Source organism: Nonomuraea sp. NPDC004186 (assembly GCF_053603495.1).
Genome location: NZ_JBSGFQ010000016.1, coordinates 127,542 through 150,761, shown reverse-complemented (window position 1 = coordinate 150,761; position 23,220 = coordinate 127,542). Strand labels below are relative to the sequence as shown.

The 23,220-nt window shown below is 70.3% G+C and carries 16 protein-coding genes; 7 read left to right on the top strand and 9 right to left on the bottom strand.

The window, feature by feature from the left end; translation table 11 throughout:
- Positions 1-362: 362 nt before the first annotated feature.
- Positions 363-527, bottom strand: coding sequence for a hypothetical protein (locus ACWEPL_RS16135; RefSeq protein WP_452436585.1), 165 nt, complete (start codon positions 525-527; stop codon positions 363-365).
- Positions 528-671: 144 nt separating this feature from the next.
- On the bottom strand, positions 672-1,901 hold the full coding sequence (locus ACWEPL_RS16130; protein ID WP_452436584.1) for a plasmid pRiA4b ORF-3 family protein: 1,230 nt from the start codon (positions 1,899-1,901) through the stop codon (positions 672-674).
- A gap of 225 nt (positions 1,902-2,126) precedes the next feature.
- On the opposite strand from ACWEPL_RS16130, the gene ACWEPL_RS16125 reads away from it, so the two are divergent.
- Positions 2,127-3,224 (top strand): LacI family DNA-binding transcriptional regulator, encoded by a 1,098-nt coding sequence (locus ACWEPL_RS16125; protein ID WP_452436583.1) that lies wholly within the window; start codon positions 2,127-2,129, stop codon positions 3,222-3,224.
- A gap of 41 nt (positions 3,225-3,265) precedes the next feature.
- Here the strand turns inward: ACWEPL_RS16125 and ACWEPL_RS16120 are convergent, their stop codons facing one another.
- The gene (locus tag ACWEPL_RS16120) at positions 3,266-5,380 is read right to left on the bottom strand and encodes an ATP-binding protein (protein ID WP_452436582.1); all 2,115 of its coding nucleotides are present in this window, start codon (positions 5,378-5,380) and stop codon (positions 3,266-3,268) included.
- A gap of 2 nt (positions 5,381-5,382) precedes the next feature.
- A complete protein-coding gene (locus tag ACWEPL_RS16115) occupies positions 5,383-7,737 on the bottom strand; it encodes an ATP-binding protein (protein ID WP_363966714.1) in 2,355 nt (784 codons plus the stop codon).
- Between the two features lie 257 nt (positions 7,738-7,994).
- Between ACWEPL_RS16115 and ACWEPL_RS16110 the strand changes: the two genes are divergently transcribed.
- Entirely contained in the window at positions 7,995-9,506 is a 1,512-nt protein-coding gene (locus ACWEPL_RS16110; RefSeq protein ID WP_363966716.1) for a serine/threonine-protein kinase, read from the top strand.
- 3 nt (positions 9,507-9,509) lie between these two features.
- Here the strand turns inward: ACWEPL_RS16110 and ACWEPL_RS16105 are convergent, their stop codons facing one another.
- From ACWEPL_RS16105 to ACWEPL_RS16085, 5 genes are all read right to left on the bottom strand, one after another.
- Positions 9,510-10,388 carry a nucleoside hydrolase gene (locus tag ACWEPL_RS16105; RefSeq protein ID WP_452436581.1) on the bottom strand — a complete coding sequence of 293 codons (879 nt, stop codon included), beginning with the start codon at positions 10,386-10,388 and terminating at the stop codon, positions 9,510-9,512.
- Between the two features lie 31 nt (positions 10,389-10,419).
- Positions 10,420-11,238 carry a carbohydrate ABC transporter permease gene (locus ACWEPL_RS16100; protein WP_452436580.1) on the bottom strand — a complete coding sequence of 273 codons (819 nt, stop codon included), beginning with the start codon at positions 11,236-11,238 and terminating at the stop codon, positions 10,420-10,422.
- Between the two features lie 2 nt (positions 11,239-11,240).
- Positions 11,241-12,293 (bottom strand): carbohydrate ABC transporter permease, encoded by a 1,053-nt coding sequence (locus tag ACWEPL_RS16095; protein WP_452436590.1) that lies wholly within the window; start codon positions 12,291-12,293, stop codon positions 11,241-11,243.
- 62 nt (positions 12,294-12,355) lie between these two features.
- Complete coding sequence (locus ACWEPL_RS16090) at positions 12,356-13,639, bottom strand: ABC transporter substrate-binding protein (protein ID WP_452436579.1); 1,284 nt, start codon at positions 13,637-13,639, stop codon at positions 12,356-12,358.
- 166 nt (positions 13,640-13,805) lie between these two features.
- The gene (locus tag ACWEPL_RS16085) at positions 13,806-14,129 is read right to left on the bottom strand and encodes a hypothetical protein (protein ID WP_452436578.1); all 324 of its coding nucleotides are present in this window, start codon (positions 14,127-14,129) and stop codon (positions 13,806-13,808) included.
- Between the two features lie 247 nt (positions 14,130-14,376).
- Here ACWEPL_RS16085 and ACWEPL_RS16080 point away from each other — a divergent pair, with 247 nt between their 5' ends.
- From ACWEPL_RS16080 to ACWEPL_RS16060, 5 genes are all read left to right on the top strand, one after another.
- Complete coding sequence (locus tag ACWEPL_RS16080; protein WP_452436577.1) at positions 14,377-15,696, top strand: pectinesterase family protein; 1,320 nt, start codon at positions 14,377-14,379, stop codon at positions 15,694-15,696.
- A 375-nt stretch (positions 15,697-16,071) separates the two neighbouring features.
- On the top strand, positions 16,072-17,388 hold the full coding sequence (locus ACWEPL_RS16075; RefSeq protein ID WP_452436576.1) for a hypothetical protein: 1,317 nt from the start codon (positions 16,072-16,074) through the stop codon (positions 17,386-17,388).
- Between the two features lie 56 nt (positions 17,389-17,444).
- On the top strand, positions 17,445-18,341 hold the full coding sequence (locus tag ACWEPL_RS16070) for a nucleoside hydrolase (protein ID WP_449953276.1): 897 nt from the start codon (positions 17,445-17,447) through the stop codon (positions 18,339-18,341).
- Positions 18,342-19,050: 709 nt separating this feature from the next.
- Positions 19,051-20,073, top strand: a complete 1,023-nt coding sequence (locus tag ACWEPL_RS16065; RefSeq protein WP_363966733.1) for a sugar-binding transcriptional regulator — start codon at positions 19,051-19,053, stop codon at positions 20,071-20,073.
- A 900-nt stretch (positions 20,074-20,973) separates the two neighbouring features.
- Positions 20,974-23,217 carry an Ig-like domain-containing protein gene (locus ACWEPL_RS16060; protein WP_452436575.1) on the top strand — a complete coding sequence of 748 codons (2,244 nt, stop codon included), beginning with the start codon at positions 20,974-20,976 and terminating at the stop codon, positions 23,215-23,217.
- Positions 23,218-23,220 lie beyond the last annotated feature (3 nt).

Here is a 23,220-nt window from a genome sequence, read left to right as displayed (position 1 = left end):
CCCTCAAGGAGGTTGCGCCACAGGTGCTTCACCTCCGCCTCCCGAAGCCAAGGGCTCTCGCTGACCCGGTCTTCCTTGGACGACCTCTCCGTTCGGCGGATATGGCCGAGGCAACCGGCCACGCAGAGCTCGTACACCATCGGCAGGCATTCGCACGTGTGGCCGCGGACCCTGACGGACTTGCATCTGGCTGTCGGGCCGGACCATTCGATGGCCCCGTGCCCCTCTCTCAGCGGCTTCACGTGCGGGCCGTGAATTCCTCGATCGTGATGTCGATCTCCAAGGCCGATTGTGATGTCCGGGTGATGGGACGTCGCTCAACGCGGTGGTCTCCCTGAGGGGGTCGGGCAGAGGTGGGCGACCTACCGGTTCGGGCAGCAGATCACGCCGATCGTGGCGAACCGGCCACCCTGCACCGATTCGCCCCACTGCACGTCCACACCCCCGGACAGCAGGTCGAGGGCCGTCTCCAGCCGGTCCTCAAGGGGCACCCGATCTGGTAGCGGCGTCCGGATTCTTCGAGTCACGCAGGGCGTAGGCGTCCTCCATCACCAAGCCCGGCAGAGGGTCCGTCGTCATCCTCCGTGAATGACGACGGACCCTGGTGGCGGTAACCGGCTCATCTGTTGCGCACCGACCCTCGCCTTCTTGGTGACCAGGTGGAGCGGGTATCAAGCGATGTTCAGCACCGCTCGCCGGACCGCCACCAGATCGAAACGCCTCGGATCGAACTCCGCGGCGCTGGTCAACCCCGCCCATCGCACCAGGTGCTCGTGCTCCTCATGACGGGGATCGGCCAGAGCGGCCCGGAACTCGCGGTACCCCCACGTCCCGCCACAGTCCTCCGGCGGGCAGGCGCCTTCTCCTGCCACGACCGCCGGATACCGGACACCCTCCTCGGCCGCCACCGCCCGCTCGAAGACGATCTCGTGCTCCCAGCTGTCGCCGAAGTCGTACTCCCAGCTGATCCGCGCGCCCGCGCCGCCCACCACCTCGGCCAGGGTGGTCGTCGTCTCGTCCAGCAGGCCGTCGTCCCATTCGAGCGAGGGCCGGCCGTAGCGCCGCTCTCCGATGGTGAAGACGTGCAGGTGATGGCCCTCCCATCCCATGGCCAGGGCCAGGATGCAGTGCAGGCGCGCCAGCGAGATCCCGGCTGACACCCGTAGCCGCCGCCACACCACCGGGTCTTCGGTGTCCAGCAGCGTGACCTTGAGTTCGTACACCGGTTCCCCCGGAGCGGCCTCCCCCAGCGTGCGCCGTATCTCCTCCTGGCCGAGCGGGGTCAGCGCGGCTTCCCCGTTCGTCAGCTCGATCGCTCCCAGGTGCGCCAGCGCGCTCAGCATCCGTTCGGTGTCCCGGTCGTTGGTTTTCCGGGCGCGTTCCGGCTTCTCGATGAGGAACGGTGCCGACGCCCGTTCCCAGGACAGCTCGTACAGCTCCGTCAGCGGCGCGGACCCACCGTACAACCGGGTCAGCACGGTACGCACGACGGGCGCGAACTCCTCGTGCAACGGCGAGGTCCACCACCCGGCTGGGCACACGGCCTCCGCCAGCCGTGGGAACGCCTCGAACGCCGCCTGCCACAGCGCGGCCGGGCGAGCGAGCGTCGGGGTGGCCTTCTTCACCGGGACCAGCCGTCCTTTGACCACCCGCACCAGGCCGGCGGCCCTGGCCCACAGGAAGACCCTCTGCAACCCGGAGAGCTCGGCGCTGGACGTGGTCTTGAACACCCTCCCACCGATGTCCGGGTCGACCACGTCACCGGTGTCCAACAGGTCCACCAGGGTCCTGGCGTCGGCCAGAGTGATCTGGCCGGTGGCGGTCAGTTTCCGGCCCGCGCCGACCCACTCGGTGAAGGCGCGCAGTTCCCGCACCACCGGCGAGTCCTCTGCCTCATGCACTCATCCAGCTAACACCAGCGGGACGCTCCTCGTTGCTCGGCGAGGCTCCCTATTCTGGAATCTTTGGACGCGGAACACGCGCTCAGCCAGGCGGTCCTGCACGGCTCCTCGTAAGCCGAGGCCTGCACCACCGGGGACCCATGAGTCTCGTGAGTCACGGGGGACCTGTATGGGGTGTTCCGGCCCATAAGCTGGGTTCGTGAATGCCGGAGTGAGACGCGAGTGGTGACGCGCAACGACGTGGCGCGGCTGGCGGGCACCTCGCCCGCCGTGGTCAGCTACGTGATCAACAACGGGCCCCGGCCGGTCTCGGCGGCGGCCCGGCAGCGTGTGCTGGACGCCATCAAGCAGCTCGGTTACCGCCCCAACGCGGTGGCCAGGTCGTTGCGCTCGCGACGCTCGTGGACCATCGGGGTGATCGCCTCCGACAGTGCCGGCGGGAAGAGCCCGTTCTTCGGCCAGTTCACCCGGGCCTGCGAGGAGGTGGCCTGGCAGCGGGGCTACTCGGTGCTGTTCGGCAACTCCGCCGAGGATCCGGCGCGGGCGGAGGGCTATGTCAGGGGGTTCCTGGAGCGGCAGGTCGACGGGCTGGTGCTGATGCGGGTGCCGGTCTCGGCCGATCAGGCCGAGGAGATGCGGGGACGCGTTCCGGTGGTCACCATCGACCACGCGGCGCCGCCGTTCTTCTCCCGGCTCGCGGTGGACGACGAGGAGGGCGGCTATCAGGCCACCCGACATCTCCTGGAGCACGGCCATCGCCGCATCGGCTTCGTCGGCGGCCCGCTGGACATCACCCCCGTGCGGCTCAGGGCCGCGGGCTGGCGCCGCGCGCTCCAGGAGGCCGAGGCCGCTGCCGGGTCAGAGGCGGGGCTGGTCGAGGAGGGGAAGCTTGCCAAGGGGGCAGGGTCCGTCGAGGGGGTCGAGCTCGCCAAGGAGGCAGGGCTGGTCGAGGAAGGCGAGTTGAGTTTGGAGGGTGGTTACGAGGCCGCGCTCCGGTTGCTGTCGTCGCCCTCGCGTCCCACGGCCCTGTTCGCCTCCATCGACGGCCAGGCCATCGGCGCGATGCGGGCCGCCGCCGATCTCGGGCTGCGGGTGCCCGGGGACGTGGCGGTGGTGGGGTTCGACGGGGCTCGGGAGGCGGCGTACACGGTGCCCGGGCTTTCGACGATCAGCCAGCCGATAGACGAGATGGCCCGCCACGCCACGGAGACGCTGGTCGGCGCCATCGAGTCGGAGGGTGTGGAGCCGGTGACCAAGATCTTCTCCGCCACGCTGGTCACCCGCGGCTCCTGCGGCTGCCCCGAGCCCCGCCTGCACCGCTGATCCCCCAGCCGTTGATCACGCAGGCCGCGGGCAGCGGCTTGTCACGGCTCTTCCAGTGCGTACGCGATCGCCCGGGAGAGCCCGAGCCGCGTACCGTCCCGGAAGGCCGCCGTGAACGCCTGAGCCCCCAGCTCCCGGCGGGCCCGCTCGGCGCACTCCTGGTGCGATCTCGCCTGGTACCGCATCCGCGCCGGAGAGGCGGCCACCGCCTCCCACAGGACGTGGGCGGCTCCCAGCAGCCGGGCGGCCCGCTCGTACCGGCCACGTGCCGCGGCCGTCCAGGCCAGCACCTCCAGGGACTGCGGAAGGCCCCACCGGTCGTCCGCGGCGCCCCAGAACGCGGCCACCTCCCGCATCCTGGCCTCGGTCTGCTGCAAGTCGCCCTGCTCCCAGCGGGCCATGCCGACCGCATACAATGCGTACGCGCGGAAGAGCGTAGCGTTACGCCTCTCGCACAACGTCACGAGTTCCTCGCCGTACTCGGCGGCCCGGTCCGGGCGCATCGTGGCGGCGAAGAGGCCGGCGACATACAGGGTGACCCCCACCGCGTGGACGTCGCCTCTCGCCCAGTGCCGGGCACGGGCCTCCTCCAGTAGCGCGAGCCCGCCCTCGGCGTCACCCTCCGACAACGCCGCCACGCCGGAGAGCTGGACGGCGAACGCGAGTGCCCTCTCGTCCCTCAACTGACGCGCGAGCGCCAGGCACTCCCGCGCGTCGGCCGCCGCCGCATCGCCCTGGTAGTGGGCGAGCAGCCCGTCGGCCCACAGGCCCATCGCCCTGGCGACGCTCGATCCGGGTACGAGCGCGAGGCCGCGCTTCAGCCAGTACCGGCCTTCGCTGAGACCACCGGCGACGAGCCAGTTGGCCCACAGCTCGGCGGCGATCTCCAGACCGGCGGCGGCGTCGCCGGGCCGGCCGAAGCAGAGGTCGAGCGCGACGCGTACGTTGGGCAGCTCCGGCTCCAGCTTCCGCATGCGATCGATCTGGCCCGGCTCCACCCGGTCCACGCGCACCTGCTCGACCAGTTGGCGATAGTGCTCGATGTACCGCTCGCGCAGCGCCTCCGCGTGCGCGGGGGGCAGCTGTTCGCGGCCGTACGCGCGGATGGTCTCCAGCATGCGGTGACGGGCCCCGGCGCCGTGCGGCTCCGCGACGCCCAGGATGGACTTGTCCACCAGCCCCATCATCAGATCCAGCACGTCCTCGCGGGCCAGGCCCTGCCCGGGGCAGACCGCTTCGGCGGTCTCGACGTCCACTCCCCCCGGGAACATCGACAGCCGTTCCCACAGCCGCCGCTCGCCGGGCGAGCACAGCCCGAAGCTCCACTCCATGGTCGCCCGCAGGGTCTGGTGGCGTGCCAGCCTGCCGGGGCCGACCTCTCCAGCCGGCAGGGCCGCCGCGTCCAGGCGCTCGTCGAGCTCGTTCACGAGGTCTTCCACGGAGGTCGTCCGCAGCCGTACCGCCGCCAGCTCGATGGCCAGCGGGATCCCGTCCAGGCGCCGGGCCAGCCGGGCGACGGCCCGGGCGTTGGCCGCGTCGACGTGGAAGCCCGGCCGGATCGTCGCCGCCCGCTCCGTGAAGAGGCGCACGGCGTCGCGCCGGGCGATGTCGCGGGTACGGTCGCCGGGCCGCGGGATCGGCAGGGACGGCACCGGCAGCACCCGCTCGCCGTACACTCCGAGCGACTGCCGGCTGGTGGCCAGGATCTGCAGCCGCGAGGTGCCGTACAGCAGTTGCTCCACCAGCCGGGCGCACGCGCCGAGCAGATGCTCGCAGTTGTCCAGCACCAGCAGCAGCTGTTTGTCCGCCAGGTGCTCGATCAGCTGGGCCTCGAGGTCCGGCGTGCGGTCGTGGATGCCCAAGGAGGCGGCCACGGCCGGGGCCAGCAGGTCCTCGTCGTCGATGGTGGCCAGCTCCACCAGCCGGACGCCCTCCCGGTACCTCCGGGGCAGGATCTCGCTGACGCGGCGCGCCAGCCGGGTCTTGCCGACCCCGCCCACGCCGGTCAGGGTCAGCAGGCGGGTCTTGGCCAGGAGCCGCCTGACCTGGGCGATCTCGTGCCGTCGTCCGACGAAGCCGGGAGCGTCCGCCTGCCGCCGGTCCGCCGCCGCCTCCTCGGCGTCCGGAGCGCTCCAGATCGTGTCTTTCACGGACATGATCACTCGCCGCCGGGCGGCCTCTCGCCGGTGCGGCGGGCCTGCTCCGCGACCCAGCCGACGATCTGGGTCCTGGAGTTGAAGCCGAGTTTGCACAGAATGTGCTCGATGTGGCCCTCGACGGTGCGCTGAGCGATCACCAGCGCCGCCGCGATCTCCTTGTTCCGCATCCCCCGGGCGATGAGCTGGGCGATCTCGGTCTCCCGCGGGGTGAGCGGCGTGTACTGGTCCTCCTCACCGGACGGGCCGCGCGAGGGCGCCTCCTCCATGAGGGCGTACGCGAGCGCCTGGTCGGCGGAGCGCCTGGTCCCGCGCTTGACGGCCGTCTGGAAGGCCGGTTCGCCAAGAGCCCGGCGGGTACGGTCCTCGCATTCATCGTGGTACCGGACGAGGTGGCCGAATCCCAGCAGGGGCGTGCCGATCGCCTCCCAGACGTTGCGCAGAACGCCCAGCAACGCGCCGGCCCGCGGGTACTCCTCCTGCGCGGCGGCGATCCAGGCCAGCACCTCGATCGTGAGCCCGACCCCGACCGAGTCGTCCAGAGCGTGGAAGACGCGCAGGCTCTCCTGCTCCAAGGCGGTCGCGCCCCGCACGTCGCCCTGGCGCCAGCGTTCGATGCCGAGCGCCGTCATCGTGTACGCCCGGTGCCAGCTCTCGCCGTGGGCGTCGCAGATGGCGATGCCCTCCTCGGCGGCGGCGACGGCGCTGTCCGAACTGCCGAGGAACGAGTGCGCCAGGCAGAGCCAGGTCAGCGCCTGGACCTGGCCCGCCGGGTCTCCACCGGCGCGATGATGGGTCACCGCCTCCTCGAAGGACTTGACGGCCGACTCGGTGTCTCCCGCGTGCATGGCGACCATTCCGGAGTAGAGCGCGACGTAGCCGAGCACCGGTTCCAGCCCGAGTTTCTCGCCGAGCGTCCTGCTCTTGGCCAGCAACCCGACGGCCGAGGCCTGATCGCCCTGGATGATGGCGAGCGAGCCGCATGCCCACAGCGCCCGGGCCCTGACCTCGGACCGGGCGGCGGGCTGCGCGAGTCCCTGTTCGAGCCAGTCGCGGCCTTCGCCCAGGTGACTGCTGGTGATCCAGTGGTCGAGCAGGTCGCTCGCCATGTCGATGCAGAGCCCGGCGCGCTCGGCCTGGCAGTACTCCAGGGCGGTGCGCAGGTTGGGGTGCTCGACGCGCAGCCGGGTCAGCAGCCGCGCCTGCGCCGGGCCGAACAGCTGCGCCTGCGCCTCACGCGAGAGCCGCCGGTAGTAGTCGCGATACCGGCGTTTCAGCTCCTGCTCCTGCCCGGAGGCCACGAGGCGCTCGCGCCCGTACTGCCGGATCGTGTCCAGCAGCCGGAATCGCACTCCGTACGGATGTTCCTCGCGGATCAGGACGGACTTCTCCACCAGGCCGATCATCAGATCGAGGATCTCGTCATGGGCGATGCCGGCCCCGGCGCAGACCGCTTCGACCCCCTCCAGATCCAGGCTGCCGGTGAACACCGACAGGCTCGCCCACAGCCGGCGTTCGTGCTCGGTGCAGAGCCCGTGACTCCAGTCGATCAGGGCGCGGAGCGTCCGGTGGCGGGACACCGTGGCGCTCGGCCCCGTGTTGAGCAGCCCGAACAGATCGTCCAGCCGGTCGAGCAGTTGGTGGAGCGAGAGCACGCGCAGCCGTACGACGGCGAGCTCGATGCCGAGCGGCAGACCGTCCAGGCGACGGCAGATCTGCTCGATCATGTCCTGGTTCTCGCTCGTGACGGTGAAATCGGGCAGCACGGCCGTGGCTCGCTCGGCGAAGAGCCGTACCGCGTCGGACATGGCGGACGCCGTGTCAGGCTGGGAGTCGCAGCCCGGCAGCGGCAACGTCGGCACGGGGAACGCCTGCTCGCCGACGGCTCCCAGCGGCTGCCGGCTGGTGGCCAGGATGCGCAGGTCCGGGGCGCAACGCAGCAGCGCCTGGGCCATCACGGTGGACTCGTCGAGGACGTGCTCGCAGTTGTCCAGGACGACCAGCGCCCGCCGCGCGCACAGGTGCTCGGTGAGCACCTGGAGGGGCGGCCGGGCGGTGTGACTCTGGATCTTCAGCGCGGCGATCGTGGCCTGGGGCAGCAGTGCCGGGTTGTCCAGTTCGGCGAGTTCGACCAGCCAGACCCCGTCGGGGAAGGCCCGCCGCAGGTCGGTGGCGACGCGCAGGGCCAGCCGGGTCTTGCCGACGCCGCCCGGACCGGTGAGGGTGACCATCCGGGCCTCGGAGAGCAAGCGCTTGATCGCCGCTACTTCGTGCCGACGCCCGATGAAACTGGTCACCTCAGCGGGCAGACCGCCGGCGTACGTCTGCGCCGAGGCGCGCAACGTGGCAATGGTCATCGATGCCTCGCATCGGCTCCAGCGAGTAGGTCACCGTACGCGACCAAGAGCCGATATAACCAACATATGCCCAGGACGGGCGCCGATGACCCGGACGATATGCCTGGTCAACGGGCATATCTGGACCTTGTACCGAATCATGGGCAACCCTGGCCTCGCGCCTGGAACAAATTTTGCGCTGCGTGTCTGACTTGTCACTTAACTGACCTTGGCGGTGCTCTGATACGATCTTGGCCCACTGACGGGCTGGAGGCTTGGTGGCCGAAGTGTTGGCCCTGTTGGCCGAGGATCCCAGGACGGTGGGGTCCCACCGCCTGGAAGGGCGGCTTGGGGTAGGCGGGCAGGGCACCGTCTACCTGGGGCGCGGCGGCGACGGCGGCCCGGTGGCGGTCAAGCTCCTGCACCCGCACCTGATGGCCGACCACCGGGAGCAGAAGCGGTTCCTGCACGAGGTGGAGACCGCCAGGCGGGTGGCGCCCTTCTGCACGGCCCAGATCCTCGACTGCGGGTTTCTCGGGGGCAGGCCGTACATCGTCAGCGAGTTCGTGGACGGGCCGTCGCTGCATGACGCCGTACGCGACAACGGGCCGCGCGGGGCGGCCGCCCTGCAGCGGCTGGCGATCAACACCGCGACCGCCCTGATGGCCATCCACGAGGCCGGCGTGGTGCACCGCGACTTCAAGCCCGGCAACGTGCTGCTCGGGCCCGAGGGGCCGGTCGTCATCGACTTCGGCATCGCCCGGGCGCTGGACCTCAGCCAGTCGGTCGTCAGCAGCCAGGCCATCGGCAGCCCCGCCTACATGGCGCCCGAACAGATCTCCGGCGGCGACATCGGGCCCGCGAGCGACCTGTTCGCCTGGGGCGCGACCATGGTCTACGCGGCCACCGGGCAGCACGCCTTCACCGGCGAGTCGATCCCCGCCGTCCTGCACACGATCCTGCACGGCGAGCCGGACCTCGGCGGGCTGGACGGGGCAGTGCGGGCGCTGCTGGAGGAATGCCTGTCCAAGGTCCCGGCCCGGCGGCCCACCGCCGCTCAGGTGATCGAACGCCTGCGCGCTCTGCCGTCCCCGCTCTGGAACACCGTTCCGGTGAGCCGCCGGCCGGGACGCCCGGCCGTCGCCGTTCAGAAGGCGGACGGCCGCAGGCGCGGCCTGGTCATGGGTACGGCGGGCGCGACCCTGCTCGTCGCCGCCGCGGCAGCCGGCTACTTCGCGCTCGTGCCCGCCGCGTCCGGCAGCAAGGCGACCGGGACGACCGCGGCGACCGCGGTGGCATCGGTGCCCGTGGCCCTGCCTTCCTCCAGCGCGCCTGAAACGCCGACCACGCAGGACACACCCGCCCCGGCGGAGATCGAGCGGTCGTCGGCGGCCGAGGCCGTGCCCAGTACGAGCGCCGTCCCGCGCGGCACGTCGAGCCCGACCCGCAGGGCGTCGCGTACGAAAGCCCCGGTCGTCGAGCCCACCCAGAAGCCGACCAAGAAGCCGACCCGCAAGCCCACGACCAGGCCGACCAGAACCACGCCGCCCCCGAGCAGCCCGCCGGCGCCCTCCCAGGGCTCGATCACCTTCAACGACGCCCATGAATACTGCAAAGCGCAGGGCTACAGCATGGCCGCCGGAAACTGGAGTTCGCTGTCGTGCTTCGGCATGACGAACAAACCCATCACCGCGACGGCGGTGTGCCAGTGGAAGTACCAGGGCCGCGACGCGGTCGCCGAGGAGCCTCAGTACGCGTACTCGCAGGAGACGGCCTGCCGGCTGTCATGATGATCATGCCTTCGCGGCGGCGGCCACGATGCGGCGGACGATCTCCTGGGCGATGGGCTCCGGCGAGCCCGAGACGGTGACCCGGGTACGGCCGCCCCCGGGCACGAACGTGCTGGAGCCGTCCGCCCCCACCTCCACCCGGCCCTCCGGGCTGAAGGCGAACAGGTCCGGCGCCAGCATGCTCAGCACCGTGATCGGGTCGTGCGGGCTGTTCCACTCCTCGTTCCAGAACCGCCACCACTGCTCGATCTCCGCCTTCAGCGCCTCCCCCAGCGCCCCGGCCCCCGCGACGGCGGCCACGTCGGCGGCGTCCATCCGGACCGTGGTGGTGATCTCCAGGCCGGTCACCGTGATCGGCACCCCCGAGCCGAAGACGATGGCCGCCGCCTCCGGGTCACAGCGCAGGTTGTGCTCCGGCTCGGGGTCGTTGAAGCGGCCGCCCATGATCCACAGGTGCCGGACGTCCCGGGCGAACGACGGCGACGCCGTCAGGGCGTTGGCGAGGTTGGTGAGGGGCCCGACCGCCACGACGTCCACCTGGCCGGGCGCGCGGCTCACCTGGTCCACCAGGTACGCCGCCGCGTCCCCGGAGTCGACCGCCTCGGTCTCCAGGTCGGTGAAGAGCCTGCCCTCGTGACCCGCCCACCAGACGGGCCGGTCCGTAAGGGTCTTGGCCGCCCCCGGGATGACGGTCAGGGACCGGTCCGCGAGACGTACCAGCCGCTTGGCCAGGCGCGCCCGCAGCAACGTGTCACCGTAGACGGTCGTGCAGCCGACCAGGTCCACCTCCGGCGAGCCGAGCAGGACGGCGAGCGCCAGCGCGTCGTCCACGTCGGAGCCGATGTCGGTGTCGAAGATGACGCGCATGGTCGAAGAACTCATGGAGACCCTTCTCGGAGGTTGTTCTCGGAGGTTATTTGAGACCTGTGGTGGCGATGGACTGCGTGAAGTGACGCTGGAAGCGCAGGATGATCAGCAGCGGGATGACCGTCAGCACGATCGAGCCCGCGAACAGTTGCCCGTAGTCGATGGTGAACTGGCCACGCATGTTCGCCAAGGCGATCGGGCCGAGCTGGTGCTCGGCGTCGGTGCCGATGAGCAGCGGCCAGACGTACGACTGCCACTGGAAGATGAACAGCGTCAGGCCCGCGCTCACCAGGGCGGGACGTGAGAGCGGCAGGTAGATCCTGGCGAACACGCCGAACCAGCCGAGCCCGTCGATGCGCGCCGCCTCCACCAGGTCCTTGGGGATGGCCAGGAAGAACTGGCGCAGCAGGAAGATGGCCAGGCCGTGGCCCAGGCCCGGGAGGATGAGCCCGGCGTACGTGTTCGTCAGGTCCCAGTCGCGGAACAGCGTGGCGAGCGGGATCGCGATCGCGTCGAAGGGGATGAGGAAGCTGAGCACCACGATCGCGAACAGCGCCCCCTGGCCCCTGAACCGCACCGCCGACAGCCCGAACGCGGCCGCAGCCGAGATCAGCAGGCCCACGGCCACGGTGGCCAGCGCCACGAGCAGGGAGTTGAGTATCGCGCGGCCGAAGTCGCCGGTGACCAGGCTCGCGTAGTTGCCGAGGGTGGGAACGGCCGGTACGAGCGTCTCCCACGACAGCCGCGAGATGTGGCGGAAGATCTCCGAGCCGCCGCGCAACGAGCTGGACAGGGCCCAGAGCAGGGGCAGCGCGAAGGCCAGGCCGACGATCGTGCCCAGCAGGGCGTACAGACGTCTGGACACGGTCAGTCCCTCCCCCGGAGCAGCCGGAACTGCACGATCACCACGGCCAGGACGAGCAGCACGAGCAGCATCACCTCGGCCTGGGCGAGGTTCAGGTCGCCCACGGAGTAGGCGCGGGTGAAGATGTCGAACATGGTGACGTTGGTGGAGCCCTGCGGGCCGCCGTTGGTCAGCATCTGTACGGGAGCGAAGACGAGGAAGTTCGAGACCGTGTCCGCCACCAGCACGAACGCGAGCGGCCTGCGCAGCAGCGGCAGCGTGACGTGCCAGAAGCGCGCCCAGGCCGACGCGCCGTCGATCGCGGCGGCCTCGTACAGGGAGGTGGGGATGTCCTGGAGCCCGGCGATGAGGAACATCATCCAGTAGCCGACGCCGATCCACGACAGCAGCACGATCAGCGACCACAGGGCCTGGCCCGGCGAGGTGAGGAACGGCTGCGGCGGGATGCCCAGCACGCTCAGCACCGAGTTGAGCAGGCCGTCCGGCCGGTACGCGACGCTCCAGATCGCCGCCGAGACCGCCGGGGGCACCGCGATCGGCAGGATCACCAGCACCCGCAGGAACCGGACGCCCGCGAAGCGGCGGGTGAACAGGACCGCGAGGGCCAGGGCGGCGGCGATCTGCAGCGGGTTGACGATCAGGCTGAACACGAGCGTGACGCGGACGCTCTGGAGGAACGTCGGGTCGGCGAAGAGCGTGGCGTAGTTGCCCAGGCCGACGAACGTGGTCTCGCCGGTGACCAGGCTGGTGTGGCTCAGGCTGCTGGCGAACGCCATGACGGCGGGGATCAGCCGGAGGACGAGGAGCGCGACCAGGGCGGGCGCCAGGAACGCCAGCGACACCAGCACCGGCCGCCCGACCACCCGGCCGCTCCGCTTACGCCGAGACGACGGCCACCCGCCCGCCACGCCTCCGCCTTTGCCTCCACCTCCGGACGACAGCCGCCCGCCCGCCACGCCTTCGTCCTTGCCTCCGCCTCCGCCTCCGGATGACGGCCGCCCGCCCGCCACGCCTTCGCCGCCGGACGACAGCCGCCCATCCGGCGCGCCCGACATACCCGCCACGCCTCCGCCTCCGCCTCCGCCTCCAGAGGACAGGTGCCTGTCCGACGCGTCCGTCATCGCAGCTGGGCCCAGGCCGTCTTGACCTCCTGCGTGGCCTGTTCGAGCCGGGTCTTGGGATCGGCGCCGTTCCGGATGTCGGCGAACGCCTTGGTCATGATGTCCTCGAACTGGATGTACCCCACCGACCTGGGCCGCGCGACCGCCGTGTTGTCGGCGTCGTACGTGAGGATCTCGCCGACCCCCTTGCTCTTGTCACCGCCCAGCGCGTCGAGGGTGGGGACGTACTTCTCGAAGGCGGCCCGGTTCGACGGGATGATCGTGGTGGCCTTCGTGGTCAGCAGGTTGCCCTCGGGGTCGAGCGAGGCGTACTCGAGGAACTTGCGCGCGAGCGGCTGGTTCTCCGAAGCCGGGTTGATGCCCCAGGACCACGAGCCGGTCGGCGTCACCTGCTTGCCGCCCTTGAAGTAGGGGTACGGCGCCACGCCCCAGTCGAGGTCCTTGGCCGCCGAGAAGACGCCCACGTCCCACGGGCCGCCCGCGAAGAAGGCCACCTTGCCCTCGCTGAACAGCGGCGAGGTCTGGAACGAGCCGACCCCGCGCGGCGCCAGCTTGTTCGCGAACAGGTCGCGGTACCACGTCATCGCCTTCACCCAGCCGTCGGTGGTCAGGTCGGGCGTCAGCATGTCGGGCCCGGTGATCCCGGAGCCGCCGCCGAGCGACTCGGCCAGGCTCTGCAGCTGGTAGTACTGCTCGATCTGCTCGGGGATGAACGCCCACTGGGCGCCACCCTCGGCCTGCGCCTTCTTGCCCGCCTCGATCGTCTGCTCCCACGTCCAGCGCTTGGCGGGGTCGCTCGGCGGCGGGGTGATCCCAGCCTTCTTCAGCAGGGTCTTGTTGTAGAAGAGGAACTGGTCGGAGGTCCAGATGGGGACGGACCAGAGCTTGCCGTTGTGCTCGTTGACCTCGTACTGGGCGGGCAGGGCCGCCTGCTTGACCCGGTCCTTCCAGTCGCTCAGATCGACCAGGAACCCCCGGGTGGCCAGCGCCGCGACGCGCGGCTGGTCGACGGTGTAGACGTCGATCGTGTCGTCCTTGGCGGCCAGCCGCTGCTGCAGAGTGCTGTTGAGCTGGTCGAAGGGGATCTGCGTGTACGCGACCTTCACGCCGGGGTTCTTGGCCTGGAACCCGTCGATGACCGGCTGGAACGTCTTGGGATCTTCGGGCCCGACGAACCGCAGCGTCGTCGACGCCGAATCTCCCCCGCCCCCGCCTCCTCCGGATCCGCACCCGGCCGCCAGCACGGCCAGGAGGCTCACCAGGGCCAGGCTCTTCTTCATGGCTTTGCTCCTTCAAGCCTTCCGGCCGCTGACCAGGTCAAGCGCCGACTCTACACGTGTCACATCCACGATGGCCGCCCAGCATGCCACGAACCCCCACGAACCGACAAGACCTCCCGCTCTTGACCGATCTTGTCGAGACGTCTACATATATATTCAAAGCCAACTATCCATTCGCTCTCAGAGAGGTGAATGTGAAGGCCCCGATCACCGCGCTCCTCACCGCAGCGCTCGCCTTATCCCCCACTCCCCCACCCTTCACCTCCCCGGGAACGACCCCCCTAGCCAGCGCCGAGACCGCATCCACCAGCAACACCTCACCCACCACCGCCAGGACGACCACCAGCAACACCTCACCCACCACCGCCAGGACGACCACCAGCAACACCTCACCCACCACCGCCAGGACGACCACCAGCAGAGCCAACGCCGCCGTCGACAGAGCGACGACCAGCGGAGCCGCAGCCGCCATCGGGGCGGCAAGCGTCAACGGACCAAGCACGACCGAGGCAGCGGGAACCCTCACGGAACCAACCGCGGCCGATGGGGCGGGGGCCCTCAGCGGACGGGATGTGCCCAATGCGGCGGGAACCCTCGGCGGACCAGACACTGACGATGGAGCGGGGGCCCTCAGCGGACGGGATGTGCCCAATGCGGCGGGAACCCTCGGCGGACCAGACACTGACGATGGAGCGGGGGTGGGATTTTCGGTGCCCGGGCGGGCGAGGGGGACCTGCGTGGACGCGCCGTTGAAGATCAGCTTCCCGGCACCCCCGACCCTGGGTTCCTCTGGCGCGATCGAGGTGCGCCGGGTCACCGACGGCGCGTTGGTCGATCGGGTCGAAGCCGCCGCGGCCAAGGCCGACAAGAAGAACATCGGCGCCGCCGTCTCCGACACGGGCCTGCCGCACGACTTCTCGTACGAATCGATCATGATCGACGGCAATGTGGCCGACGTGTACCTGCACCGGCAGCTCGAGTACGGGCAGGAGTACTACGTCACCGTCGACCCCGAGGTGTTCACGGGGTTCGGCGGGATGCAGGAAGCCGGAAAGTGGGGCTTCAAAACCCGGAAGCGGGGGGTTCAGAGCCGGCACCTGACGGTTTCCGGGACTGGGACCGGGGACTTCTGTACGGTGCAGGGTGCCATCGATGCCGTGCCGACCGGCAATCAGTCGCCTGTGACGATCGACGTACGGCCGGGTGTCTACACCGAGATCGTCTACGTACGCGAGGACCGGCCGCACATCACCGTGCGCGGGGCGGGCGCGGGCCGGACCGTGATCCAGTACGCCAACAACGATCTGCGCAATGGCGACGCCGCACTTCGCCAGGGCGGCCCCGCCGATGTGTGCCCGCGCCGCGTGCTGGAGACCTCGGACCTGCACAACTGCTGGCGGGCCATGTTCGGGGTGGACGCGGCGGACTTCCGGATTCAGAACCTCACACTTCACAACACGACCCCCGACGGCGGCTCGCAGGCGGAGGCGTTCCGGGGCAACAACGAGCGGATCGCACTCGAACGCGTGGACCTGCGCAGCCACCAGGACACCCTGCGCCTGCAGGGCAAGGGGTTCGTCACCGGCAGCCGGATCAGCGGCGACACCGACTTCGTGTGGGGCACCGGCACGGTGTTCATCCAGGACTCGGTGCTGGAGTCGACGGACGCCGGCTACATCTCGCAGAGCCGCAACGACGCGACCCGGCCGGGCGCGGTGTTCGTCCGCACCAAGCTGACGCGCGCCCCTGGCGTACCGGACGGCTCGGTGGTGCTGAGCCGCAGCGCCGTGTGGCGGTTCACGCACAGCCAGGCGGTGTTCATCGACACCGAGATGGACGGCCACATCGCCCCTGTCGGCTGGGCCATCGACCCGAACGACTGCGCGCAGGCACAGACTCTCTCCTTCTGGGAGTACGGCAGCACCGACCTCACCACCGGCCGCGCCATCGACACCGCGCAACGGCTGCCCTGCTCCCGCCAGCTGACGACCGCCGAGGCGGAGAAGTGGAGCGACCCGTCGTTCGTCCTGGGCGGCTGGAACCCCCGGCCACGCTGAGCCGGGCAGCGGCGCACCTCCGGCCACCGAACCAAGGCGATGCGCTCTCCTGGCGAAAGGACCGCCGCGGTACCTCTCCGGGCCACCGGACCGGAGCGGTGCACCCCGGCCACCGGACCAGGGCGGTGCGCCTCCTGGCCGCCAGACCAAGGCGGTGCACCTCCCGACCACCGAACCAAGGCGACACGCCTCCCAGAGAACGAGCCAGGGAGGTGCACCTCCCGGCCACCGGGCCAAGGCGGCGCATCCCGGCCATCGGATCGGGGCGATACGGCTCCGACCACTGAGCCAGGGCAGTGCGCCTCCCGGTAACCGGGTCGGGGTGGTGGCGGGTGCTGAGATCACGGGTTTGACGTAGTGGAAGGAATGGATGAGATGGACAAGTTGGCGAGTAGGCGTGCTCTGCTGGGCGGGGTGCTGGGTGGTATCGGGGCGGCCGTCGTCACGGGGCCGGCCGAGGCGGCGAGTCGTACCGGTGCGGGGGCCGGGGTCGTGGGCCGCGCCGGGAGCGCGGCCGGGGTCGAGAGTGCGGCCGGGAGCGGGAGTGCGGCGGGAACGGGTGGGCTGGATGAGGGGGTGCGCGGGGGGAAGGGGGCGCCGCGGCCGGTGGCGCCGGTCAATCAGGAGGTGGCGGCCAGGTTCGGGCCCGAGTACAAGACGCTGCCGCCCGCCGTCGCAGGCGTCGACATCGAGCCGCTGATCGGAATCGCGTCGGCCGCCGACATCGCCGCCAAACGTAAGGGCATGATCGACTACATCTGGAAGGGCGCGGGGCAGCCGAAGACGCTCCCCACCGTCGAGACCGACGTGCCGGCTCCTGACTTCGCCTCCCTGACGGGTGTTCGCCGGATCGACCGGCTGACGGTCCCCCTGGGCTACCAGGTTTCGGCCAAGGTGTACGACATCGTCCCGCGCCGCGCCTGGAACCGGCGCCTCGCGCTCTACCACAACGGCCACGGCGAGCCGTTCGACACCATGCTCCGCACCGTCCAGGCCCTGCTCGACCGCGGTTATCGGGTGATGGCGTACGCGATGCCGTTCCAGCACTGGAACCAGCAGCAGATCGCCGACCCCAAGGACCCGGCGAAGCTGCTGCCGAACCCCTCCCACCGCGAGCTCCCGCCCTGGGAGAGCACCGAGTTCTCCGCCCTGACCTTCTTCCTCGAACCGCTCACGATCACCCTCAACTACGCGCAGGCCACGTACCGGCCGGCCTCCGTCGAGATGATCGGCCTGTCGGGCGGGGGCTGGGCGACGACGGTGTTCGCGGCGCTGGACCCGCGCGTCACCCGCAGCTATCCCACGGCCGGGTCGCTGCCGTTCTTCCTGCGTCCCGCCTCGCCGAAGCCGCGCCCCACGACCGGCGACTGGGAGCAGACCAAGGAGGCGCTGCCCGGCTTCTACGCCGCCACCTCCGACGACTTCCTCGACATGTACGTGCTGGCGTCCGTCGGTCCGGGGCGTGGGCAGGTGCAGATCCTCAACCGGTTCGACGAGTGCTGCTTCAACGGGGTCGGGCACCGCGTCTACCAGGCCCCGGTACGCGACCGGGTGGCGCTGCTCGCCGGCGGGCGGCCCGAGCACGGACGGTGGGATCTCCTTGAGGACGCCACGCACGACGACCACACCATCTCGCCGTTCGCGCTGTCCGTCATCCTCTGGGACCTTGACACCACAAATGTCACAACCTAATATCGGAATATAGATACGTACTTGAATAGATATTCAAGATAGATGGAAGGGTGTGCATGGCGGGCCGTACCTTTTCCCACCGGCGCAGAGTGATCGTCAACACCGACGCCAAAAACGAGGCGGACGACCAATTCGCCATCGTGCACGCCCTGCTCTCACCGAGCCTCGATATTCGCGGGCTGATCGCCGCGCATTTCGGCAATCGCCGCACCCGGTCGAGCCTGGAGGAAAGCCGCGCGGAAATCGACCTGCTGCTGCGGTTGATGAAGCTCGACGGCACGGTCAGGGTCGAGGACGGCGCCCCGTATGCGCTGCCCGACGTGGTCACCCCGGTCCCGTCGCCCGGCGCGGACCTGATCATCGAAGAGGCCATGCGGGACGTCCCCGAGCCGCTGTACGTGGCCTTCCTCGGCCCGCTGACCGACATGGCCTCGGCCCTGCTCCTGGAGCCGCGCATCGCCGAGCGGGACGTGACCGTGATCTGGATCGGCGGCAACGGGTACGACGGGCGCGGCGGCCTGCCCGCCCGGCCGGAGTTCAACCTGTCCAACGACATCGTGGCGGCCAATGTCGTGTTCTCCTCGGCGGTCAAGGTCTGGCAGGTCCCGGCGCCGACGTACCGGATGACGGCGGTCGGATACGCCGAGCTCGACGCGAAGGTGGCGCCGTACGGCGAGATCGGCGAGTACCTCGTGCGCCAGCTCGTCGAGTGGAACGAGCAGCACAGCGGGCCGTCGATCGAGTTCCGCGCGCTCGGCGATTCGCCCGCGATCGGGCTGATGCTCCATCCCGACTGCGGGACGTGGGTGGAGCGCCCCGCCCCGAACTTCCGCCACGACGGGTCGTACGACTTCTCCCTCGAAAATCGGGCGATCCGTACGTACGACTCGATCGACGCGCGGTTCATCTTCGAGGACTTCTTCGCGAAGCTCCAGGCCTTCGCCCGGCGGTAGGCGCGATGGTGGGAGGGAGGGGTGCGACGTGGGCTCGCTGACGCTCGGGGGCGGGGGCCGGAGTGGGGCGGTCGGGCACCCTGCCGGCGGTCTGCGGCTCGGGCGGGGCTCGCCCGGCTCGCGACCCTGGGCCGGAGGAGTGGGCTGCACACGAAGCTGGGGTCGCTCGGCGGCCTCGGCGCGGCGCCGACCAGGTCGAACGGGCCGCGGGCCGATGGTTCTGAACCGACCACGTCGAACGGGCCCTTCGGCGGTAATGGACGAGCGATGGCGGCCTGGAAGCGGGCCGACGGCGCTCGACCAATCACGTCGAACGGGCCCTTCCGCGATGCCGGACGGGCGACAGCGACCTGGGTGCAGGGCGACGGTGCTGGGCCGACGACCTCGAAGGGGCCGTTCGGTGGTGCCGGACCGTCCACGGCGATCCGGGTGTGGAGGGACGGTGCTGGGGCGGCTGCGGCAACCGGGCAGCGGGGCGACGGCGCCGTGGCGGCGTGGCCGTTGGGTAGAGCCGGCGGGGGTGGCGGTGGCGCGGTCGGTGTACGGTCCCGTCGGGTGCTGTCCTGGGTGGCGGGTCGTGGCGCGTGCCACGTACCCGGGGCATCGTGGTGCGAGCGTGGCCGCGGGCTAGCAGAATGGCACTCGGCAGTGGCCCGGGCTCGCCACCGGACCAGCATGAGCGGCGGAGCCGAAGCGGAGGCCAGCGATCGTGGGAGCTGACAGTCAGTTCGAGAAGGGCCGCTCCGGCGGTGAGCCCATGAGGTTCAGCGGTCGCCGGCTCAGCCAGGAGTCGGAACGCATGCGGCTCCTGGTGCGGGTCGCCCGCCTCTACCACGAGCACGGGGTGCGCCAGCCGCAGATCGCGGCGCAGCTGCGCATCTCGCAGCCGCGGGTGTCGCGGCTGCTCAAGGAGGCCGCGGAGATCGGCATCGTACGCACGGTGGTCGTGGTGCCCAGCGGCGTGCACGCGTTACTGGAGGAGGACCTCGAGCGCAAGTACGGCGTGGAGCAGATCATCGTCGTGGACGCCACCGGCGACAACCACGACGTGGTGGCCGCGCTGGGCTCGGCAGGCGCCACGTACCTGGACGCCACGCTGATCGGCGGCGAGCACCTGGGCATCTCGTCCTGGAGCGCCAGCCTGCTGGCCACGGTGGAGGCCATGCAGCGCCGTCCGGTGCAGGTGGCGGAGGAGGTCGTCCAGCTCATCGGCGGGGTGGGCAAGGGATCCGCGCAGGTCCAGGCCACCCGTCTGGCCGCCCATCTGGCCGATCTCACGGGCGCCGAGCCCGTCTTCCTGCCCGCGCCCGGCCTGGTCGGGTCCGCGGCCGCCCGGCAGGCGCTTTCGGACGATCACGTCGTACGGCAGGTCGTGGATGCCTGGTCGCGGTTGACCACGGTGCTGGTGGGGATCGGGAGCCTGGATCCGTCGCCGCTGCTGCGTGACAGCGGCAACGCCATCTCGGAGGAGGACTTCGAGACGTTGCGGGAGTTGGGGGCGGTGGGTGACGTGTGCCTGCGCTTCTTCGACGCCGAGGGGCGGCTGATCGCGTCGCCGCTCGAGGAACGCATTCTTGGCATCTCGGCGGCTGATCTGCTGCGGGTGCCGCGGCGGATCGCCATCGCGGGGGGTCGCCGGAAGACGGCGGCCATTCGGGCGGCGCTGCGTGGGGGGTGGGTGAACACGCTCATCACGGATGTGGGTGTGGCTGAGCAACTCCTTAAGGACTGACCTTCGCCTGGTCAGGGGATGGTCTTGCTGGGGGCGGTCTTGCTGGGGGCGGTCTTGCTGGGGCTCAGTTGGGCGCGGCTGCCTGAGGGCCGGTGAGGAGCCGGCTGGGGCCGTGTATCGTGCGCCGAGCCGCACCCGCGTGCCGGAGGGGCCGTAGGTCTTGCGCGGCGGAGGTCGCCTGGCTTGTATGCCGGAGGGGGCCGCCGGGGTTGCGTGCCGGAGGTGTGCCGGGCTTGGGCGGCGGGGGGTCGTTCAGCCTTGGGTGGCGGAGGTCGTCGGGCTTGCGTGCCGGAGGTGTGCCGGGCTTGGGCGGCGGGGGCCGTTCAGCGTTGTGCTGCAGGTCGCCAGGCTGGGCGGCGGAGATTGCCGGGCTTAGGGGCAGGAGGCCACCGGGTTTGGGTGGCGGGTCGGCGATCCCGCGTGACGGAGGCCGTCGGCGTGCGCGCCCAAAGGCGTCGGGCTCGTGAGGGCCTCAGGCTCGTGAGGGCCTCAGGCTCGTGAGGGCCTCAGGCTCGTGAGGGCCTCAGGCTCGTGAGGGCGGACGACGTCGGGCTCGTGAGGGCGGGGCGGGCCGGGCGGCTGGGGGCGGTGTGAGGTGGGTGGGCGGGTTCGGGTGGGCCCGTTGCGGGGGTTGACGCTGGATCTGGCGGGTTGGAAAGCGCTCTTGACAGTCACAACGGCGTCGTTCACGATGTGATGAATCCACTCCATTCATGGCTGAATAAAAATTCTCACTTAGCGACAGCGTGGTCCGGAGTCGTGCCGAAAGACGGCACAGCCCTGTCTATTCGGGGCAGAAAGCGAGCGTTTCGCATGAGCGAGGCCGAAGGCTTCGATCGCCAGCAATCAGAATTCAGTCGCCGGGATTTCGTGCGGTCCGCGGCGTTGGTTCCGCCCGCCGTGGCATGGGCGGGCACCTCCGGCGTGGCGGCACCGCCCAGCCCGAGCCCCACGCCCACCGTCGCGCCGAAGGTGAAGGCGAAGGGTGTGCCCGCCTTCCCCGGCGCCGAGGGGGCCGGGATGTACACCACCGGCGGCCGGGGCGGCGCCGTGTACGAGGTGACCACCCTCGACGACGACGGCCCCGGGTCCTTACGTGAGGCGGTGGCGAAGTCCGACGGGACGGTCGTCTTCCGGGTCGCCGGGAACATCAAGATCAAGGGCGGCCTCGACATCACCGGCTCGAACCTCACCATCGCCGGCCAGACCGCCCCCGGTCACGGCATCACCGTCATCGGCAACGAGACGCAGATCAAGGGCAGCAACATCATCCTGCGCCACCTGCGCTTCCGCGGCGGCGACGAACTCGGCACCGCCATCGACACCTTCGGCGCCCGTGGCGTGCGGGACATCATCATCGACCACTGCTCCTTCAGCTGGGGTGTGGACGAGTGCTTCTCCGTCTACGGCAACACCAACGTGACCGTCCAGTGGTGCATCATCTCCGAGGGCCTGGTGAACTCGGTGCACCCCAAGGGCCGGCACGGCATGGGCGGCCTGTGGGGCGGCGACACCATCACCTACCACCACAACCTGCTCATCCACGAGAACGGCCGCAACCCGCGCTTCAGCTTCACCGAGGGCATGAGCCTGGTGGTGGACCACCGCAACAACGTGATCTACAACCCCGGGATCACGACCTGCTACGGCGGCGAGTGGGCCAACGGCATCAACATCATCGGCAACTACTACAAGCCCGGCCCCAACACGCTGCCCCCGATCGCCAGGACGATCGTGGCCCCCGGCCGGTTCGGCGAGTGGCACGTCAGCGGCAACACGGTCGAGGGCCACGCCGACCTCACGGCCGACAACACGCTCGGCATCACCTACCCGACCGGCGGCATCACGCTGCGGCCCAGGCCGGTGGAGTTCGAGAACGGCATCACGGAGCAGCCCGCGCAGCAGGCGTTCGCGACGGTCCTGGAACAGGCCGGAGCCACCCTGCCGCGACGGGACTCCATCGACGCCAGGCTGATCAACGAGGCGCGCACCGGCACGGGGCGCCACATCAACTCCCAGAAGGACGTGGGCGGCTGGCTGCCGGCGCCGCCCGAGGCGCCCGCTCCCGCCGACAGCGACCACGACGGCATGCCGGACGAGTGGGAGACCGCCCAGGGGCTGAACCCGGAGAACGCCGACGACGCCAAGACGGTGGACGGCAGCGGGTACACGAACCTGGAGCGCTACCTGAACTCCATCCAGCGAGCCGGGGCCCGCAACCCCGAGGTGGCGATCCTCTCCCCCAAGATCGACCAGGTGTTCGCGGCGGACACGGACCAGCAGTCCGTCGTCGTCCAGGCCGACGCCAAGGCCCTCGACGGCGCGTCCATCGCCAAGGTCGAGTTCTTCCACGGCGACAAGAAGATCGGCGAGGCCACCGCGGCGCCGTACCAGGCGACCTGGGCGGACGCGACCGACGGCACCTACTCCCTGACGGCGCGCGCGACCGACAGCACGGGGTCGGCGACCACCTCGTCGCTGGTGCCGATCCACGTCACCCGCACCATGACCCACAAGCCGTGGACGGCGAAGGACATCGGCGAGGTGGCCATCCCCGGGAGCACGGCGCTGAAGGACGGCGTGTTCACGCTGAAGGGCTCCGGGAAGATCGCGGGCTGGAAGGACTCCTTCCACTTCGCCTATCAGGCCGTCGGGTTCAGCCAGCGGGGCGAGGTCATCGAGATCACCGCGCGGGTGGACAGCATCAGCATGGGGCACGTCGACGCCGTCGCGGGCATCATGGTGCGTCAGGACCTCGCGCCGAACTCACCGTTCATGCTGGCCGGCATCGGTCTGTCCGCGAGCGGTGACGACGGTGCCGGCATGCGCGCCAAGGCCATCAGGGTCGCCTCGAACGGCAAGCAGCCCAGCGTCGGCATCTGGCCGGCCGCCGGCGAGGACCCGCTGAACCCGAAGAAGCCGTACTGGCTGCGCCTGGTCTGCCGGAGCCTGCTGACCGGGGACAACGAGTTCGAGGCCTTCCTGTCGTCCAACTCGCTGAACTGGGACCGCATCGGCTACGAGCGCATCGCGATGCGGACCGGCCGGTTCTACATCGGCCTCGCCGTCGACGGGAACCAGGAGGCGAACGCGGTCCACGCCTACACCACGGCCAGGTTCAGCCTGGTGAAGGTCAATCGTTAGAAC

Coding starts and splice junctions, on each gene's coding strand:
- ACWEPL_RS16115 (WP_363966714.1), bottom strand. CDS start 7,737: ATGACCATTGCCACGTTGCGCGCCTCGGCGCAGACGTACGCCGGCGGT.
- ACWEPL_RS16090 (WP_452436579.1), bottom strand. CDS start 13,639: ATGAAGAAGAGCCTGGCCCTGGTGAGCCTCCTGGCCGTGCTGGCGGCC.
- ACWEPL_RS16075 (WP_452436576.1), top strand. CDS start 16,072: ATGGACAAGTTGGCGAGTAGGCGTGCTCTGCTGGGCGGGGTGCTGGGT.
- ACWEPL_RS16095 (WP_452436590.1), bottom strand. CDS start 12,293: ATGTCGGGCGCGCCGGATGGGCGGCTGTCGTCCGGCGGCGAAGGCGTG.
- ACWEPL_RS16105 (WP_452436581.1), bottom strand. CDS start 10,388: ATGAGTTCTTCGACCATGCGCGTCATCTTCGACACCGACATCGGCTCC.
- ACWEPL_RS16070 (WP_449953276.1), top strand. CDS start 17,445: ATGGCGGGCCGTACCTTTTCCCACCGGCGCAGAGTGATCGTCAACACC.
- ACWEPL_RS16120 (WP_452436582.1), bottom strand. CDS start 5,380: ATGTCCGTGAAAGACACGATCTGGAGCGCTCCGGACGCCGAGGAGGCG.